This is a genomic window from Brucella oryzae (genome assembly GCF_041929965.1).
GTDB classification, from domain to species: domain Bacteria; phylum Pseudomonadota; class Alphaproteobacteria; order Rhizobiales; family Rhizobiaceae; genus Brucella; species Brucella oryzae.
The window spans coordinates 159,401-176,250 of sequence record NZ_JBHEEO010000002.1 but is presented as its reverse complement, the minus strand read 5'-3'; the positions used below and the strand labels follow the sequence as shown (position 1 = coordinate 176,250).

Below are 16,850 nucleotides of genomic sequence, written 5' to 3'. Positions count from 1 at the left end.
CGGTGGTCGTCAGGGGAGTCGTGGACAAGTGGGTTCGCGACCAATGGGTATACGGCTTGAGAAGCTTTTTTCGTGAAAGTGGTTCATGTCTTTGCCCGAAACCATCGCTCCGGCTCTGTCCGGAGCATTAGCCGCTCGCGGTTATAATACACTCACTGCCGTTCAAAACGCTGTTCTGGCACCCGAAACGCTCGATGCCGATCTTCTCGTTTCCGCACAAACCGGATCAGGCAAGACGGTTGCTTTCGGCCTTGCCATGGCCAACACCATTCTGGAAGATGAACTTCGCTTCGGCGATGCAGGTAGCCCGCTTGCCATGATCATCGCGCCGACGCGTGAACTGGCACTTCAGGTTCGCCGCGAGCTGGAATGGCTCTATGCCGATACCGGTGCGCGCATTGCATCCTGCGTTGGTGGCATGGATATCCGCACCGAGCGCCGGGCGTTGGAACGAGGAAGCCATATCGTCGTCGGCACGCCGGGACGTCTGCGCGACCACATTACGCGCAATGCGCTTGATATGTCGGAGCTGCGCGCTGTCGTTCTTGATGAAGCAGACGAAATGCTCGACATGGGCTTTCGCGAAGACCTCGAATTCATTCTCGGCGAAGCACCGGAAGATCGTCGCACGCTGATGTTCTCGGCAACTGTGCCAAAGCCGATTGCTCAGCTTGCCAAGCGCTTCCAGAACGACGCGCTGCGCATTACCGTTCAAAGCGAGACCAGCCAGCACGCCGACATCGACTATGTTGCCATGCCGGTGCCGCCGCATGAGCGCGACCACGCGATCATCAATACACTGCTCTATTACGATTCCCAGAATTCGATCATTTTCTGCTCGACCCGTGAAGCAGTGAAGCACATGGCAAGCCGGCTTTCCAATCGCGGTTTCGCCGTCGTTGCACTGTCGGGCGAACTGAGCCAGGCGGAACGCAACAACGCGCTTCAGGCCATGCGCGACGGACGCGCCCGTGTCTGCGTTGCAACCGACGTTGCTGCGCGCGGTATTGATCTGCCGAACCTTGATCTCGTTATTCACGCCGATCTTCCGAACAATCCTGAAACGATGCTGCACCGTTCGGGTCGTACCGGTCGCGCAGGTCGCAAGGGCACCTGCGTGCTGGTCGTGCCGTTCTCGCGTCGCCGCACTGCAGAGCGCCTTCTGCATATGGCAAAGCTCGATGCGCAGACGGTTCCGGCACCAAGCATTGCTGCTGTTCAAGCCAAGACCAATGAGCGCATTTTGAATGCGGAAGTCTTCAACCAGCCGGTTGAAGAAGAATATCAGGATCTCCTGAAGGCGCTGACTGAGCGTTACACGCCGGAACAGATCGCTAGCGCCTTCCTCAACCGCGAAGTCGCTTCCTACCCGGCCGCAGAAGAAGTGTCCGATGCACCGGTGCATCCAGTTGGTGGTAAGAAACCACGCGAGCGTAGTGACCGGTTTGAGCGCGGCGACCGCTTCGAACGCGGCGAGCGCCGTGAGCGTGGCGAACCGGGCGAGCGTTTCGACCGTAACGCACATTTTGACGGCGTTTGGTTCTCGGTTTCTGCCGGTCGCAAGCATCGTGCTGATCCGAAGTGGCTGCTTCCGCTCATCTGCAAGGCGGGCGATGTGTCCAAGCGCGATGTCGGGTCGATCAAGATTTTCGACAATGAAACCCGCTTCGAAATCACAGCGTCCAAAGCTGATGAGTTTCGCCGTTCGGTCGAAGAACGTGGAACCGGCGAAAAGGGTCTCGTGATCCGCACTGCCGTTGCAGGTGCAGGCGGCGATGCTGCCCCGCGTGACGGCAAGGGCGGTTTTAAACCGCGCGGCGACAAGTTCAAGGAAGGCGGCTTCCGCGACGGCTACAAGAGCGATGGCTATAAAGGCGACCGCTCGAAAGGCGACAAGTGGGACAAGCCGCGTGATTTCTCCCGTGGAGACGACTTCAAGAAAGACGGCTTCAAGAAGGGTGGTAAAAAGCCCGAAGGCGGCGGTTACAGTAAGAAGCGCCGCGGCGAATGATTGCTCAGGCAGAGCGTTTCCCAATCGGAAACGCTCTGCCTGAATTATGCGCACGACGACTCAAAGTGCACCAAGCGTTCGGTTGAAGAAACTTGCTATTTCCGCATTGATCTTCTGGTGAAGCGCGCTGCGATTGATCTTTGCATTATCGATGCACAGTTCTGGGGCGGATCGAACCAATTGCGGCAAGCAAGGCGCAAGGAATGTGAAATGCCCTGCGTTCGGAATCACCTCCAGTGTTGTTTTGGTGGCCAACTCATGGGCAAGAGCAATTGCGTTGTCGGAAGGTGACAATTCTTTGTCCTCGCTTCCAACGAATATAAGCGCTGGAACATTTATTCGCTTCAATTCCTCCGGCGGGAATATGACGCTGAAAGGCGCAAGCAAAACCAGAGACCGAATGCGTGGATCAGCCGAAGGTGCAAGCTCAGGCCGGTCGTTTCTGATTTTCCCCTGTGCTTCGCACACGTGCCGGTCATCAGGGCGCTGGGTACAATAACTCTCGAAGCGAGAAAAAGTCGGTTTTGCTCCCGCTAGGATGAGGCCTGTGGTGCCCCCTGCAGAAAATCCAACGAAACCAATTCGTTGCGAATTCATATGTGGAGCGAGTATCGAATCTTGGAGTGCGGCGTTCAGAATTGCCGTTATTTGCGCGGGTCTGCCATAAATGTTACTGACAGCGCCGACTTGGCTCGTATCCCGAAAATTATCGCCCGGGTGAGTAACACTGATAACGATATTGCCCTTGCGGGCAAGAGTGGATGCGAGGTCGTGGTGGCTCCACATGCTGCCCGCGCTGCCATGCGATATCAAAATTAAAGGATAACGATTTCCCTCGATTGCTGCCGATTTGGACGCAGCAATTTTATAGGGACCGATTGAGGTTTCTTCCGTTTGTCCAGAACTGGGAAAGAACGCGACCGCATCCATTGGACGCTGCCCAACCGGGTCAATTACATCAAGCTTCTTTACACCAACCCCTTTGATATCTTCTGCGTTTGCGTGTCCGATGGAAAGAAATGTTGCGCACAGCATAAATAATAACTTCAAAAACATATCGCTCAAATCCTGGAAAGGTCACAACAGTTTCCCAGGTTATAACTACAAGCACGGTCACAAAACTCCCCATTTTACATGAGGTGCAACAGTGCTCTGCAACATGAAAAGACATAACGCGTAGTTTTCAAGAGAAAGCCCCGGGTGTCCGGGGCTTTCTTTATCAAACGTCCAGATTGGCAACGCTCAGCGCGTTTTCCTGGATGAATTCGCGGCGCGGTTCCACCTCGTCGCCCATGAGGCGCGTGAAGAGTGAATCGGCGTCGGTCGCATCCGTCACCTTGACCTGCAGCAGCGAACGCACATTCGGATCGAGCGTGGTTTCCCAAAGCTGTTCGGCGTTCATTTCGCCCAGGCCTTTATAACGCTGCAGGGTCAGGCCCTTGCGGCCCGTCGCAAAGATCGCATCGAGCAAAGCCATCGGGCCGGAAAGCGTCTCCACCTTGTCCTTGCGACGCAGCACCGGCGGCTCGGCAAAGACTTCCGACAGGCGTGCAGCCACGCGATCGATCTGGCGGGCGTCGGCAGAACCGAGCAGCGCCATATCGAGAATGGCAACATCCTTCACGCCGCGCACCATGCGCTCGAAGCGATAGCCGCCATCTTCCGTTACATGGGCTTCCCAGCCACGCTCGGTTTCTTCCGAGATCATGTCGAGACGCTTTGCAACAATATCGGCGGAACGCTGTGCGGTCTCATTGTCTTTCGAGGCATCCGGGTTCAGCAGCCCGGCAATGGCTGCTTGTTCCACCACGCGACGATCATAGCGCGTGTGAAGACCGGCCAGAAGCTGACGCATGGTGCGTGCATCCTCCACCACTGAACGCAGGTCCGGCCCGGCGCGAACTTCACCGCTTGCCATTTCCAATGTGGCTTCTTCAAGACCCGTTTCGATGAGGAAGTCTTCGAAGGCGGCTTCGTTCTTGATGTATTGCGAGGATTTGCCGCGCGACACCTTATAGAGCGGCGGCTGCGCGATATAGATATGGCCGCGCTCGATCAGTTCCGGCATCTGGCGGAAGAAGAACGTCAGCAGCAATGTACGGATATGCGCGCCGTCGACGTCAGCATCGGTCATGATGATGATCTTATGGTAGCGCAGCTTGTCCGGGTTGAAGCCGTGCGTTTCATCCTTGCCGATCGATGTGCCGAGCGCGGTAATCAGCGTGCCGACCTGATCGGAAGAGATCATGCGGTCGAAACGAACGCGTTCCACATTGAGAATCTTGCCGCGTAGCGGCAAAATCGCCTGGTTCTGGCGCGAGCGTCCACTCTTGGCGGAACCGCCTGCGGAGTCGCCCTCGACGATGAAGATTTCAGATTTCGCCGGGTCGCGTTCCTGACAGTCGGCAAGCTTGCCGGGCAGGGACGTCACGCCCAGATTGCTCTTGCGGGTGATGTCGCGTGCCTTGCGGGCCGCTTCACGTGCCGCTGCTGCCTGAATAACCTTTTCGACCACGATCTTGCCGCCCGCCGGATGTTCTTCAAGCCATGTCGAAAGCGCTTCGTTGACGAGGCTTTCCACAACCGGGCGAACTTCCGAGGAAACCAGCTTGTCCTTGGTCTGCGATGAGAATTTCGGATCGGGAACCTTGACCGAAAGAACGGCGGTCAGGCCTTCGCGGCAGTCATCGCCGGTAAGCGTCACCTTTTCCTTCTTGGTCATGCCCGAAGCATCGGCATAGCCTGTCACCTGACGCGTCAGCGCGCCGCGGAAACCGGCCAGATGCGTGCCGCCATCGCGCTGCGGGATGTTGTTGGTGAAGCACAGCACTTTCTCGTGGTAGGAATCGTTCCACCACATGGCGACCTCAACCGTCATGCCGTCTTTTTCACTGCGGATATAGATCGGCTCTTCCAGAAGCGATTTCTTGCTCTGGTCGATATATTTTACAAACTCCACAAGCCCGCCGTCATAGTGCAGCTCATGCTCAACCACATCCGCATGGCGGCGGTCGGTGAGCTTGATGCGTACACCGGAATTGAGGAAGGCGAGTTCGCGCAGGCGGCGCTCCAGTGTGTCGAAATCGAATTCGACCATGCTGAAGGTTTCGGGCGATGGCAGGAAGCTTACTTCCGTGCCTGTCTCTGCACCGGCATCGCCGGTTACCACGAGCGGAGCATCGGCCACGCCATGGGTAAAGCGCATCTCATGGATTTTACCAGCGCGGCGAATCTTCAGTTTCAGCCAGATCGACAGCGCGTTCACCACCGATACGCCGACGCCGTGCAGACCACCGGACACCTTGTAGGAATTCTGGTCGAACTTACCGCCAGCGTGAAGCTGGGTCATGATGACTTCGGCCGCCGAAACGCCTTCTTCCTTATGGATGTCGGTCGGGATGCCGCGACCGTTATCGGTCACGGTACAGGATCCGTCCGGATTGAGGGCGACGGTGACAAGCGTGGCATGTCCTGCCAGCGCTTCGTCGATCGCATTGTCCACGACCTCGTAGACCATATGATGCAGGCCGGAGCCGTCATCCGTGTCACCGATATACATGCCGGGGCGCTTGCGAACAGCATCCAGACCTTTCAGGACACGAATGGAATCCGCGCCATACTCGGCGGGGGCTTCGGAATTCATCTCGGGCATCTCGCTCATGAAAATCTTTCGAAAAACGCGCTGCGAATGCAGCTTCAAAGATATGTCGAATCACGCGACAAACATGGCTTTAATATAGGTGCTAACGGCTTTTTTTCCAAATTCTGGCGGTAAATTTACCGGGGATTCCGGCAGTCTGTACGTATGAGGGCGATCCGGGCGCTGAATGGCTTTTGGAACTGCCATAATTGGCGCTTATATCCGGTTTGACGGGGGCGTTCTCGACCTGTTTTATGACGAAAGGAACGCTTGATGGAAATTGCGAACGTCATGAGCGAAAGACCGGGTCCATTCGTGCCGCCGGCGCCGCGCCCGCGCGAAAAGCCGGTGGGGCGTTTCGAGATGATGCGGGTCGTTTACAAAAACCCGCTCGAGCTGTGGGGCGAGCCGTCCTATAACGAGCGGTGGATTTCCGTCAGCTGGTTCGGCATGAAAACCATCATCGCCAACGATCCGGGGCTGATCCGCCATGTACTGGTCGACAATGCCGCCAATTATCCCATGTCCGCCATTCGCCAGCGTGTGCTGCGCCCCTTGTTGCGCGACGGTCTGCTGACCGCCGAGGGTCAGGTGTGGAAGCGCTCGCGCAAAGCCATGGCGCCGGTTTTTACCCCGCGCCATATCGGCGGCTTTGCCGAAACCATGCGCGATCGGTCCCGCCAGTTCGCCGAGCGATACAAGACTTCCGGGACGATTACCGATGTCGCCCATGACATGACGCTCCTGACCTATGATATTCTGGCGGAGACGCTGTTCTCGGGCGAGATCGCAGGAGATCCCAACGATTTCGCACACCAGATCGACAAGCTGTTCGAGACTATGGGACGGGTCGATCCGTTCGACCTCTTGGGGCTACCCGACTGGCTGCCGCGCTTGACGCGCCTGCGTGGGCAGCAGTCGCTCGGATTTTTCCGTGAGCTGGTCTCCGACACCATCGCGCTGCGTAAAACGCGCATGGACAAGGGCGAGGACGTTCCAAGCGATTTCCTCACTTTGCTTTTGCGCGCCGAAGGACCGGACGGCCTGAGCCGTTCCGAGATTGAGGACAACATCATTACGTTCATTGGTGCCGGCCACGAGACGACCGCCCGCGCGCTTGGCTGGACGCTCTATCTGCTCGCGAAGGCACCGCAAGAGCGCGAACGTATTGAAGCGGAAGTTGACGGCTTTTTCGCAAAGGACGGTCGCGATCTGTCGCCGCAGGAATGGCTGGCATCGCTGCCTTTCACACGTGCGGCCTTCGAGGAGGCCATGCGGCTTTATCCGCCCGCACCGTCGATCAATCGTGAGGCGGCGACCGACGATGCGTATGACGATCTGAAAATCCCGAAGGGCGCGACCGTGCTGGTCATGCCGTGGGTCATTCATCGCCATAGGCTCTACTGGGACCAGCCGGACGCTTTCATGCCTGAACGCTTCTGGCCGGGAAACCGGGACAAGCTCGACCGCTTTCAATATTTGCCCTTTGGTGCAGGCCCACGGGTCTGCATCGGTGCAAGCTTCGCCTTGCAGGAAGCGGTCATTGCACTGGCGATCTTGTTGGATGGCCGTCGTTTCGAGGTGCTGGAAACGACGAAGCCGTGGCCGGTGCAGAAGCTCACCACCCAGCCGCAAGGCGGTCTGCCGATGAAGGTTTTGAAGCGTTGATTAGCGCTTCAACCGGTCTGCATGCCATTTCAAATGGTCGTCCATGAAGGTCGATATGAAGAAATAGGAGTGGTCATAGCCCTCGCGCATATTGAGCGTGAGGGGGATGCCAGCTTTCTTGCAGGCTTCTTCCAGAAGCCACGGACGCAAGCCGTCATCGAGAAAGCCGTCTGCGGTGCCTTGGTCGACCAGAAACTCTGAAAAGCGGTAGCCGTCCTCGATCAAAAGCGTGGCGTCATAGGCGCGCCAAGCCCGTTCTTCCGGTCCGAGATATTTTTCGAGCGCTGGTCTGGACCAGTCTGCTGTCGAAGGCTGGACGATGGGTGCAAAGGCGGATGCTGATTTGAAACGGTCCGGGTTCTTGAGCGCAATTGTCAGCGCGCCATGTCCGCCCATGGAATGGCCAGTGATCGCCTGCCGCGACATATCGAGTGGAAATTCGCGCCCCACCAGATCGGTCAGCTCTTGCGTGATGTAGCTGTACATCTGGTAGTTTCTGGCGAAAGGCTCCTGTGTTGCATCAACATAGAAACCGGCGCCCTTGCCGAATTGCCAGTTGTCGGACTCGTCCGGAATGTCATCGCCTCGTGGGCTCGTATCAGGGCAAATGACGGCAATTCCTAATTCTGCGGCCATTTGCCGATATTCACCCTTGTCCATCACGTTCTGATGCGTGCAAGTGAGGCCGGACAGATACCATAATACGGGCACCGGCCCATCCTTAGCCTGCGGTGGCAGGAAGACGGCAAAGGTCATGTCGCACTGGTTCGTCTCGCTTTTGTGGCGATAGACGCCTTGCGTTCCATCAAAGCACTTTGCAGTCGAAATCGTTTCCATGAAAGAACCTCAGTTTTGTTCAGCTTCCGAGCGCCACCGCAACATTGACAGAAGCGGCGACCAGCACGGTGTTGAAGAAGAAGGAGACGATGCTGTGCAGCAGCGTGACCTTGCGCATGGCAGGTGTCGTCACGCTCGTATCGGAGGTTTGCGCCGTCATGCCGATGACATAGGCGAAATAGGCAAAATCCCAGCCGGATGGTTCTTGTGTGCCGGGGAATTCAAAGCCGCCACGATAATGGCTGGCATGGCTGGTATCGTCGCCAGCCGGTTCACCCGGCTGCCAATAGACATGCGCGTAATGGATCGCCGTCATCATATGAATGGTGAACCAGCCGAGAGGCACGGAAGCGAGTGTCATCACAAGTGAGAATGTATCGGCTTTTTTCTCGCCGTTGATGAGAATGAACAGCGAGACGATCGCGACGAGAACGGTCGCAAAAGTTACCAGAAAGATGATCCAGACAGGTTCGTCAGCACTTGCAGCGTGCTTTTTCAAAAAACTGGCCGTGAGCTTTGGCAGGGCAGACGCCGCCAGCCCCAGATAGAGCACGAAGAAGCAGTTTGCGCCGATAACCGGGGCAAGAGGGCTTTTGAAAAGCCAGGCAATGATGAATGTTGCTACGCCACCAAGAGCGCCAAGATAGAACGACATATGGCGACGCAGCAGAAACATCAGGCAACCGTTTCCCTTGGTTCCAATCGCATATCGACGTGTGGAATGCCGTCTTCGAGATATTCGTCAGAAATCGCCACGAAGCCGAACGAGCCATAGAATTTCTGCAAATGGCTCTGTCCGCCAAGCTCGATAGCGATACCCGGAAAACGGCCATGAGCGAATTCGATGGCCTCTTTCATCAGGCGCTGGCCGAGCTTGTAACCGCGATAATCCGGCGCCACGACAACGCGCCCGATTTTCACCGGCTTGCCAGCCTGTTCCGGCGGCAGAACCCGCAGCGATGCCGCAAGTTCCTCGCCATCGAGAATGCGCAAATGAAATGCCTCGAAGTCCTTGCCGTCGATTTCCGGATAGGGACATTTTTGCTCGACCACGAAGACATCTACGCGCAGCTTCAGCATCGCATAAAGTGCGCGCGGGGTCAGATTGTCGATTTGGTCCCAATGGGAAACGAGAAGCTTTTTACCCATCAGTAGACAATCACCGAACGGATGGACTTGCCTTCATGCATGAGATCGAAGGCAGTGTTGATTTCATCAAGCGGCATGGTGTGGGTGATAAGATCGTCGATGTTGATCTTGCCTTCCATATACCAGTCAACGATTTTCGGGACGTCGGTGCGCCCGCGCGCGCCGCCGAATGCAGTGCCTTTCCAGACGCGTCCAGTGACCAGTTGGAACGGGCGGGTGGCGATTTCTTTGCCTGCTTCCGCAACGCCGATGATGATCGATTCACCCCAGCCGCGATGGCAGCATTCCAGTGCCTGACGCATGACATCGGTATTGCCGGTGGCGTCGAAAGAATAGTCCGCCCCGCCATCGGTCAAATCCTGAATGGCCTGCACCACCTTGTCATTGCCGATCTCGCGCGGATTGATGAAGTCGGTCATGCCGAATTTCTTCGCCATTTCGACCTTGGCCGGATTGATATCCACGCCGATGATCTTGTCCGCGCCGACCATGCGGGCACCTTGAATGACATTGAGACCGATGCCGCCGAGGCCGAATACAACGACATTGGAACCCGGGCGAACCTTTGCCGTGTAAATCACGGCACCAATGCCGGTCGTTACGCCACAGCCGATATAGCAGATCTTGTCGAAAGGCGCGTCTTCGCGCACCTTGGCAACCGCGATTTCTGGCAGAACGGTGAAGTTTGAAAAGGTCGAGCAGCCCATATAGTGGAACACTTCGCCGCCATCGCAGGAAAAGCGTGTGGTCTTGTCCGGCATCAGGCCCTGACCTTGGGTCGCGCGGATAGAGGTGCAGAGGTTCGAGCGCTGCGACAGGCAGGTTTTGCACTGGCGGCATTCCGGCGTGTAGAGCGGAATGACATGGTCGCCGGGCTTGACCGAGGTAACGCCCGCGCCCACTTCGCGCACGATGCCCGCGCCTTCATGGCCGAGGATCGCCGGGAACTTGCCCTCGGAATCGAGACCGGAAAGGGTGTACGCATCTGTATGGCAAACGCCTGTCGCCATGATTTCGACCAGCACTTCGCCAGCCCGTGGACCGCCAATCTCGACTGTTTCGATGGTGAGCGGCTTTTTTGCCTCCCACGCAACGGCTGCGCGTGATTTCATGACGATGTTTCTCCCTTTCAGTCTATCTTAGAGCAACGCACTCATTTGAGGTAGGTGCGTAGAATCCGCATGATTTCGTCGATTTGCGTATCGGGATCAGCTTTGGTTTCCTGTGCAAATGTCTCGCGGAAATGACTTTCCAGCACCTCCGCCATCAATCCGTTGGCAGCACCCCGCAGTGCCGCGATCTGCTGCAGCAATGCCGCGCATTCCGTGCCGGCTTCCACCGCGCGCTCCAGTGCTTCGGCCTGTCCGCGAATGCGGCGCAGGCGCGTCATGGCGCGCTTCTTGTCTTCCGGTGAATGCGGCATGGAAACTCCCGATTTCCGTTAAAACTATATACTATGGGGGAGTATGTCAATTGTTGGCTGCCAGCCGTAGATGAAGCAGGGGGTAGGGGCGTCCCTGGTCATCTGTCTCCGAGCGTCCGGTTTCGACAAACCCCATATGCCGGTAGAAGCCGATACCCTGCAGGTTCTGCTCGTTCACATCGACTGTCAGCGGACTGCCGAGCGTTTTTGCATACGCTATCATCTGCTTGCCAATGCCTTTGCCGCGCTGGTCGGGCGCGATGAACAGGCTGTCGATATGACACTCACTCATGCCCATGAAGCCGACCGGCTTGCCAGCGTCTTCAATAAGCCAGACTTCGACATTCGGCAGATATTGCTCGGCCACCAGCTTTTCGATTTCCAGAAAATCATCGCGGCTCAGGAAATCATGCGTGGCGAGAACGCTGGCGCGCCAGATTTTGGTCAACGCGGGCGCATCGGCCTTGTTCGATTTTCGAATATGGATCATGTGCGTTCCCTGTGTGATAAGCACGAAAGCGGAAGCCTTATCTAACGGAAATTATTTTGACGAGCCTGCCTGATCTTCCTGTGACACGAATTCTGCCTCAGCTGGAGGAGGCATTGGTGCATCATGCGAGCGCAGTCCTTGTCGCGCCGCCCGGTGCGGGCAAGACGACACTGGTGCCCATTCATATGCTGAACGCGGATTGGCGCAAGGATGGCATGATCGTGTTACTTGAACCGCGACGTCTGGCGGCACGCGCAGCCGCCCGTCGTATGGCGCAGCTTCTGGGCGAGGAACTTGGGCAAACGGTCGGTTACCGGATGCGCCTTGAAAGCAAGGTATCGGGCAAAACCAGAATCCTCGTTGTCACCGAGGGCGTTTTTGCACGCATGATCCTGGACGATCCTGACCTGAAGGGTGTTGCAGCGGTTCTCTTCGACGAATTCCACGAACGCAGCCTCGATGCGGATTTTGGGCTGGCGCTGGCGCTGGATGTGCAGGAGGCATTGCGCGACGACCTCAAAATACTCGTGATGTCTGCGACGCTTGATGGCGCCCGTGTTGCGTCGCTTCTCGGCGATGCGCCGGTGATCGAAAGTGAAGGCCGCGCTTATCCCGTCGATATCCGTTATCGCGACCGTAAGGCAGATGAACGGATCGAAGACGTGATGGTGCGTGCGATCCGTGATGCATTGGCCGACGAGACCGGCAGCATTCTGGCTTTTCTGCCGGGGCAGGGCGAGATTGAGCGCACGGCAGGCATTCTGGAAAAACTTCTCCCTGCCAATATCATTCTGGCCCCGCTTTACGGGGCGATGGAAGGCCGTGATCAGGATGCAGCAATCAAGCCTGCACCGACAGGCCATCGCAAGGTGGTGCTGGCCACGTCAATTGCCGAAACCTCCATCACGATTGATGGCGTCCGTGTGGTGATCGATAGCGGGCTTGCGCGCCAGCCGAAATATGAACCGGCAACCGGCCTCACCCGGCTTGAAACTGTGAGGACATCTCGCGCAAGTGCCGATCAGCGGGCTGGTCGTGCCGGGCGAACCGAGCCCGGTGTTGCGATCCGGCTCTGGCATCAGGGTCAAACGGCGTCGCTTCCCGCTTTCTCACCGCCGGAAATTCTGGAAGCCGACTTGTCCGGTCTCGTGCTTGATGCTGCTGCATGGGGTGTGACCGATCCGGCGACGCTCAGCTTTCTCGATGTTCCGCCCAAGCCAGCGCTAAAGGAAGCAAAAGCTCTGCTTATGCGGCTTGGCGCACTGGATGAAGCGGGACGACTGACGCCGGACGGCGAGGCCATGCGCTCTCTGGCCCTGCCTGCACGTCTGGCGCATATGGTGGCAGAAGCTGGCAAACGCGGTGAGGCACAGAAGGCGTCCGAACTCGCGGTGTTGCTGACCGAACGTGGCCTCGGCGGCAATGAAACCGACCTCGACACCCGCATGTCGCGATTCCGCAATGACCGTTCCGATCGTGCGCAGCGTGCAAAAGGGCTGGCAAGGCGGCTTGCAGCAAATGCCCCGAACAAGGGCGAAGCGGCAGGCTCAAGTGTTGGCCGAATGTTGATTGACGCCTATCCTGACCGCATCGCCAAAGCACGCGGCCAGACCGGGCAGTTTCTGCTCGCCAATGGGCGTGGTGGCGAAATCGATCCCGCCATCAGTCTTAGCCGGGCGTCATGGCTTGTGGTTGCGGATATGTCGGGCAAAGCAGGCCGAGCGCATGTTCTTTCTGCTGCAGAAGTCAGCGAACCCGAAATTCGCATTGCCCTCGAGGATCGTATCGAAAGCGGCAGACAGGTGGTCTATGATCCGGAAAAGAACGCCTTGCGCGCTCGCGAAGCTGTGCGCATTGGTGCGATTGCTCTGTCGGAAAAGCCGCTCGCCACTCCTTCGGGAAGTACTGCCGACGAAGGCGTGATTACCGCCGTGCGTGAACATGGTTTGCAAATCCTGCCTTGGGGCAAAGAGACCGAAATCCTGCGTCGCCGTCTGGGCTGGCTTTATCGCGGCCTTGGAGACCCATGGCCGTCTATGGATGATGATCATCTCGTCGAAGCATTAGACGATTGGCTTCTGCCTTTCCTGACGGGCGAAGCCCAGCTCGACCGCATTCCGGGACACGTATTGAAAAACGGTCTTATGAGCCTCGTCCCCTTCGACCTTCAGCGCAGTGTCGACCAGCTTGCGCCGACCCATTTCGAAGTGCCGACCGGATCGAATATTCCAATCCGCTATGATGCCGAAGAGCCGGTGATTGCGGTCCGTGTGCAGGAACTGTTCGGCCTCGCTGTGCATCCGGCCATCGCCAACGGCAAGGTGCCGCTCTTGCTGGAGCTTCTTTCTCCGGCACATCGTCCGATCCAGATCACCCGCGATCTTCCCGGCTTCTGGAAGGGATCATGGGCCGATGTGCGTTCCGACATGCGCGGACGCTACCCGAAACATGTCTGGCCGGAAGACCCGGCCAATGCGCAAGCCACGCGCCGTGCCAAACCACGCGGGACCTGAATTCAGCCTGCGACGGGATAACGCAGTTTCACTTGCTTTCTGGTCCGGGCTTGCCTCATAAGAGGCCCTGACGAGGGACCCCATGCACGCAGAATTCGAGAATCGCGCTTCCAATCTTTCGCGCCGTCCGCGCCTGACCACGTTGATACGTGTGCGCTGGCTGGCCATTGCCGGGCAGACGGCCGCAGTCATGTTCGTGGCGCTCTATCTGCAGTTTCCTTTTGCTGTTGGCATCTGTTTTGCACTGATCGCCTGTTCGGCATGGCTCAATCTTTATCTGGCTTTCCGTTTTCCGACCAATCATCGGCTCAATCCGGCGGCGGCAAGTCTGGTTCTGGCGTTCGACATTCTGCAATTGGCGGGGCTTCTCTATCTCACCGGCGGGCTGCAGAACCCTTTCATCATTTTGATGATCGTGCCAGTCATCATCTCGGCGACGTCGCTTTCAGCCCGCCATACGCTGGTGCTCGCCTTGCTGGTGGTTGCCTGTACTTCAGTGCTTACCATCAGGCACGAGCCGTTGCCCTGGTATCCGGGTGAAACGCTGAACTTGCCATTCCTGTTCGTGATCGGTATCTGGTGTGCCATTATTTCGGCACTCGGATTCACTGGCGTTTATGCCTATCGCATCGCTGAGGAAGCGCGCCAGCTGGGCGATGCATTGAGCGCTGCGGAACTTATTCTCCAGCGCGAGCAACATCTGTCGGCGCTGGATGGGCTGGCTGCAGCAGCGGCCCACGAGCTGGGTACGCCACTGGCAACGATTGCATTGGTGGTGAAGGAAATGCAGCGCGCCCACACCACCGATCCGGCCCTTGCCGAAGATATAGCCTTGCTTCATTCACAGACACAGCGCTGCCGGGAAATTCTCCAGCGGCTGACCAGCCTGTCCTCGGAAGGCGAGGAACATATGTCGCGCCTGCCGCTCTCTTCGCTTATCGAAGAGGTGATCGCTCCGCATCGCAACTTCGGTATCACGATCGACGTGCAAAAGACGGAAGGCCCGAAACCGGAACCTGTCACCCGACGTAATCCCGGCCTGCTGTATGGCCTCGGCAATCTGGTGGAAAATGCCGTCGATTTCGCACGTGGTACGGTCAACGTTACCTGGGGCTGGACGGACGGCAATGTGAGTGTGACTATTCAGGACGACGGCGAAGGATTCAAGCCGGAAATCCTCGACCGTATCGGCGAGCCTTATATGACGAGCCGCGAAAATACACGGAACGGCGGTGGTCTCGGCCTCGGCCTGTTCATCGCCAAGACTTTGCTGGAACGCTCAGGCGCGCATATCACCTTCCGTAATCGCAACAATCCCGGGCAAGGCGCAGAGGTAAAAGTGGTTTGGCCGCGTTCCGCATTCATATCCGGCTAAAGAAGGATGCCATATGACGATACCGCTTGAGATCCAAAGAGCGACAGAGGAATTCGACAAGTTTCTCCATGGCTCGGGACGAGGCAGGGCTCGCCACACGCAATCAGGCCTATACGATGGTGGAGGCTGTGCTGCTCACCTTCCGCCACCGGTTAGAGGTCGATCAAGCGATTCGCTTTGCCACGATATTGCCACCCGTTCTTCGTGCTGTTTTTATAGCAAACTGGGATATTGGTGAAGCGAAACAGCCATTTCTGAGCCGACAGGCATTGACCCGTGAAGTGCAATCTCTGCGCAAAGATCACAATTTTGCACCGGATTCAGCTATTTACGACGTTGCCAAGGCACTGCGTGCACATATCGACGAAGTGAAGCTGGATGATTTTCTGACCGGGCTTTCCGACGACGCACGAGAATACTGGTCCGTCTGAGGCCTGGTTCCGGTAAAATATGATTTTCTATCAAATCCTTGTGTCCACATTTCAAAATATCCTGAAAATACAAAGATTTGCGCTATTCTTGCGAATGGACGAATGCTGAAATTGCTTCAACAATTCAATGGCTATTTGACTTTTTGACGCAGGGGTATCAATAAGGAAAGAAAAATACAGGCAGGAAGCACCCGATGGACGACTTGAAGCAGGAAGACACCGAAGCCATAGGCAACGATCCGACCCTCCTTCTGGTTGATGACGACAAGCCCTTCTTGCAGCGCCTTGCCCGCGCCATGGAGAGCCGGGGTTTTCAGGTGACGACTGCGGAATCGGTTGAGGATGGCATCGCCGCCGCCAAGGCCGCCGCCCCGGCCTATGCGGTTGTGGACATGCGGCTCGGCGATGGCAACGGTCTCGATATCATCGAAGCTATTCGCGCGCGCCGTGCCGATACGCGCGCCATCGTTCTCACCGGATACGGCAATATCGCAACCGCCGTGAATGCCGTCAAGCTCGGCGCTATCGACTATCTGTCGAAACCTGCCGATGCCGATGAGGTCTTTGCCGCATTGACTCGCCGTCCTGGCGAAAAGGTTGCACCGCCGGAAAATCCGATGTCTGCAGATCGAGTGCGCTGGGAACATATCCAGCGCGTCTATGAAATGTGCGAGCGTAATGTTTCCGAGACGGCACGCCGTCTCAACATGCATCGCCGCACCTTGCAGCGCATTCTGGCGAAACGCGCGCCTCGTTAAATTAGAGAACTAAATCAATCTATTTCGGTCTCTGGTACATCGAGACCGGCAAGCTCGGCAATCGTCAGGCGGGCGGCACCCGCTCGCGCAAAGCGTAACATCAATGCCTTTCGCGTTGCACCCGGCAATTTATGTTCTGGAGCCTCACGCAGAATTTCCGCTCCATATCCGTCTGACAGGATGAAGCCGCATTCTTGCGGAAATATTTCGCGCGGCACCGCCGGATGGGTGGCGAAAAACAGCCGGTCGCAATAAGCGCGATAATCGGGCCATTTGTGATCCGCCTTCCAGTCCTCGATCGATGATTTGATCTCCACGATCCAGATTTCACCCTTTCGGTTGACTGCGATCAGGTCTGCGCGCCTGCCCGATGCCAGCGGCAGTTCAGGCAACGTGGCAAGCCCCATCTCCAGAAAAAGACGTTGCACGCCGCGCCGCACCAGCATGGCGTTCTCTGACTGGCGACCATCGGAAAGGGGATGGGTCTGATCGGGAATCACGATTGGCATGGACGCATTTTGTGCGCGGATTCAGATCGAAACAATCGGAAAACTG

14 protein-coding genes and 1 pseudogene are annotated in these 16,850 nt (G+C 57.1%); 6 read left to right on the top strand and 9 right to left on the bottom strand.

Going from position 1 to position 16,850, the window contains the following annotated elements; translation table 11 throughout:
* Window positions 1–85 precede the first annotated feature (85 nt).
* Complete coding sequence (locus JNC70_RS02700) at window positions 86–2,011, top strand: DEAD/DEAH box helicase (protein ID WP_104757125.1); 1,926 nt, start codon at window positions 86–88, stop codon at window positions 2,009–2,011.
* Window positions 2,012–2,071: 60 nt separating this feature from the next.
* Here JNC70_RS02700 and JNC70_RS02695 read toward each other — a convergent pair whose 3' ends face one another.
* Together JNC70_RS02695 and gyrB are read right to left on the bottom strand one after the other, a co-directional pair.
* Window positions 2,072–3,067 (bottom strand): alpha/beta hydrolase family protein, encoded by a 996-nt coding sequence (locus tag JNC70_RS02695; RefSeq protein WP_104757124.1) that lies wholly within the window; start codon window positions 3,065–3,067, stop codon window positions 2,072–2,074.
* Window positions 3,068–3,230: 163 nt separating this feature from the next.
* The gene (gyrB, locus tag JNC70_RS02690) at window positions 3,231–5,672 is read right to left on the bottom strand and encodes a DNA topoisomerase (ATP-hydrolyzing) subunit B (protein ID WP_211692183.1); all 2,442 of its coding nucleotides are present in this window, start codon (window positions 5,670–5,672) and stop codon (window positions 3,231–3,233) included.
* A 252-nt stretch (window positions 5,673–5,924) separates the two neighbouring features.
* Between gyrB and JNC70_RS02685 the strand changes: the two genes are divergently transcribed.
* A complete protein-coding gene (locus tag JNC70_RS02685; protein ID WP_104757123.1) occupies window positions 5,925–7,319 on the top strand; it encodes a cytochrome P450 in 1,395 nt (464 codons plus the stop codon).
* Here the strand turns inward: JNC70_RS02685 and fghA are convergent, their stop codons facing one another.
* From fghA to JNC70_RS02655, 6 genes are read right to left on the bottom strand one after another with little or no spacing between them, the layout of a single operon-like run.
* Window positions 7,320–8,156 carry an S-formylglutathione hydrolase gene (fghA, locus tag JNC70_RS02680; protein WP_104757122.1) on the bottom strand — a complete coding sequence of 279 codons (837 nt, stop codon included), beginning with the start codon at window positions 8,154–8,156 and terminating at the stop codon, window positions 7,320–7,322.
* Between the two features lie 19 nt (window positions 8,157–8,175).
* Complete coding sequence (locus JNC70_RS02675; protein WP_104757121.1) at window positions 8,176–8,832, bottom strand: DUF1345 domain-containing protein; 657 nt, start codon at window positions 8,830–8,832, stop codon at window positions 8,176–8,178.
* Window positions 8,832–9,305, bottom strand: coding sequence for a GNAT family N-acetyltransferase (locus tag JNC70_RS02670; protein ID WP_104757120.1), 474 nt, complete (start codon window positions 9,303–9,305; stop codon window positions 8,832–8,834). Before JNC70_RS02670 ends, JNC70_RS02675 begins: the two co-directional genes overlap by 1 nt.
* Window positions 9,305–10,417, bottom strand: a complete 1,113-nt coding sequence (locus JNC70_RS02665; protein WP_104757119.1) for an S-(hydroxymethyl)glutathione dehydrogenase/class III alcohol dehydrogenase — start codon at window positions 10,415–10,417, stop codon at window positions 9,305–9,307. The genes JNC70_RS02670 and JNC70_RS02665 overlap by 1 nt, the downstream gene beginning before the upstream one ends.
* A 41-nt stretch (window positions 10,418–10,458) precedes the next feature.
* A complete protein-coding gene (locus JNC70_RS02660) occupies window positions 10,459–10,728 on the bottom strand; it encodes a metal/formaldehyde-sensitive transcriptional repressor (protein ID WP_104757118.1) in 270 nt (89 codons plus the stop codon).
* 46 nt (window positions 10,729–10,774) lie between these two features.
* Window positions 10,775–11,218 carry an acetyltransferase gene (locus tag JNC70_RS02655; protein WP_104757117.1) on the bottom strand — a complete coding sequence of 148 codons (444 nt, stop codon included), beginning with the start codon at window positions 11,216–11,218 and terminating at the stop codon, window positions 10,775–10,777.
* A 56-nt stretch (window positions 11,219–11,274) separates the two neighbouring features.
* On the opposite strand from JNC70_RS02655, the gene hrpB reads away from it, so the two are divergent.
* The 4 genes and pseudogenes from hrpB (at window position 11,275) to regA (ending at window position 16,295) form a co-directional block, all read left to right on the top strand.
* Complete coding sequence (gene hrpB, locus JNC70_RS02650; protein ID WP_104757116.1) at window positions 11,275–13,731, top strand: ATP-dependent helicase HrpB; 2,457 nt, start codon at window positions 11,275–11,277, stop codon at window positions 13,729–13,731.
* Window positions 13,732–13,813: 82 nt separating this feature from the next.
* Window positions 13,814–15,106, top strand: a complete 1,293-nt coding sequence (locus JNC70_RS02645) for an ActS/PrrB/RegB family redox-sensitive histidine kinase (RefSeq protein ID WP_104757115.1) — start codon at window positions 13,814–13,816, stop codon at window positions 15,104–15,106.
* A gap of 13 nt (window positions 15,107–15,119) precedes the next feature.
* A pseudogene (locus JNC70_RS02640) lies at window positions 15,120–15,537 on the top strand (DUF2267 domain-containing protein).
* 194 nt (window positions 15,538–15,731) lie between these two features.
* Entirely contained in the window at window positions 15,732–16,295 is a 564-nt protein-coding gene (regA, locus tag JNC70_RS02635) for a global response regulator transcription factor RegA (protein WP_104757114.1), read from the top strand.
* A gap of 14 nt (window positions 16,296–16,309) precedes the next feature.
* Here regA and JNC70_RS02630 read toward each other — a convergent pair whose 3' ends face one another.
* Complete coding sequence (locus JNC70_RS02630; protein ID WP_104757113.1) at window positions 16,310–16,804, bottom strand: MmcB family DNA repair protein; 495 nt, start codon at window positions 16,802–16,804, stop codon at window positions 16,310–16,312.
* Window positions 16,805–16,850: the final 46 nt, after the last annotated feature.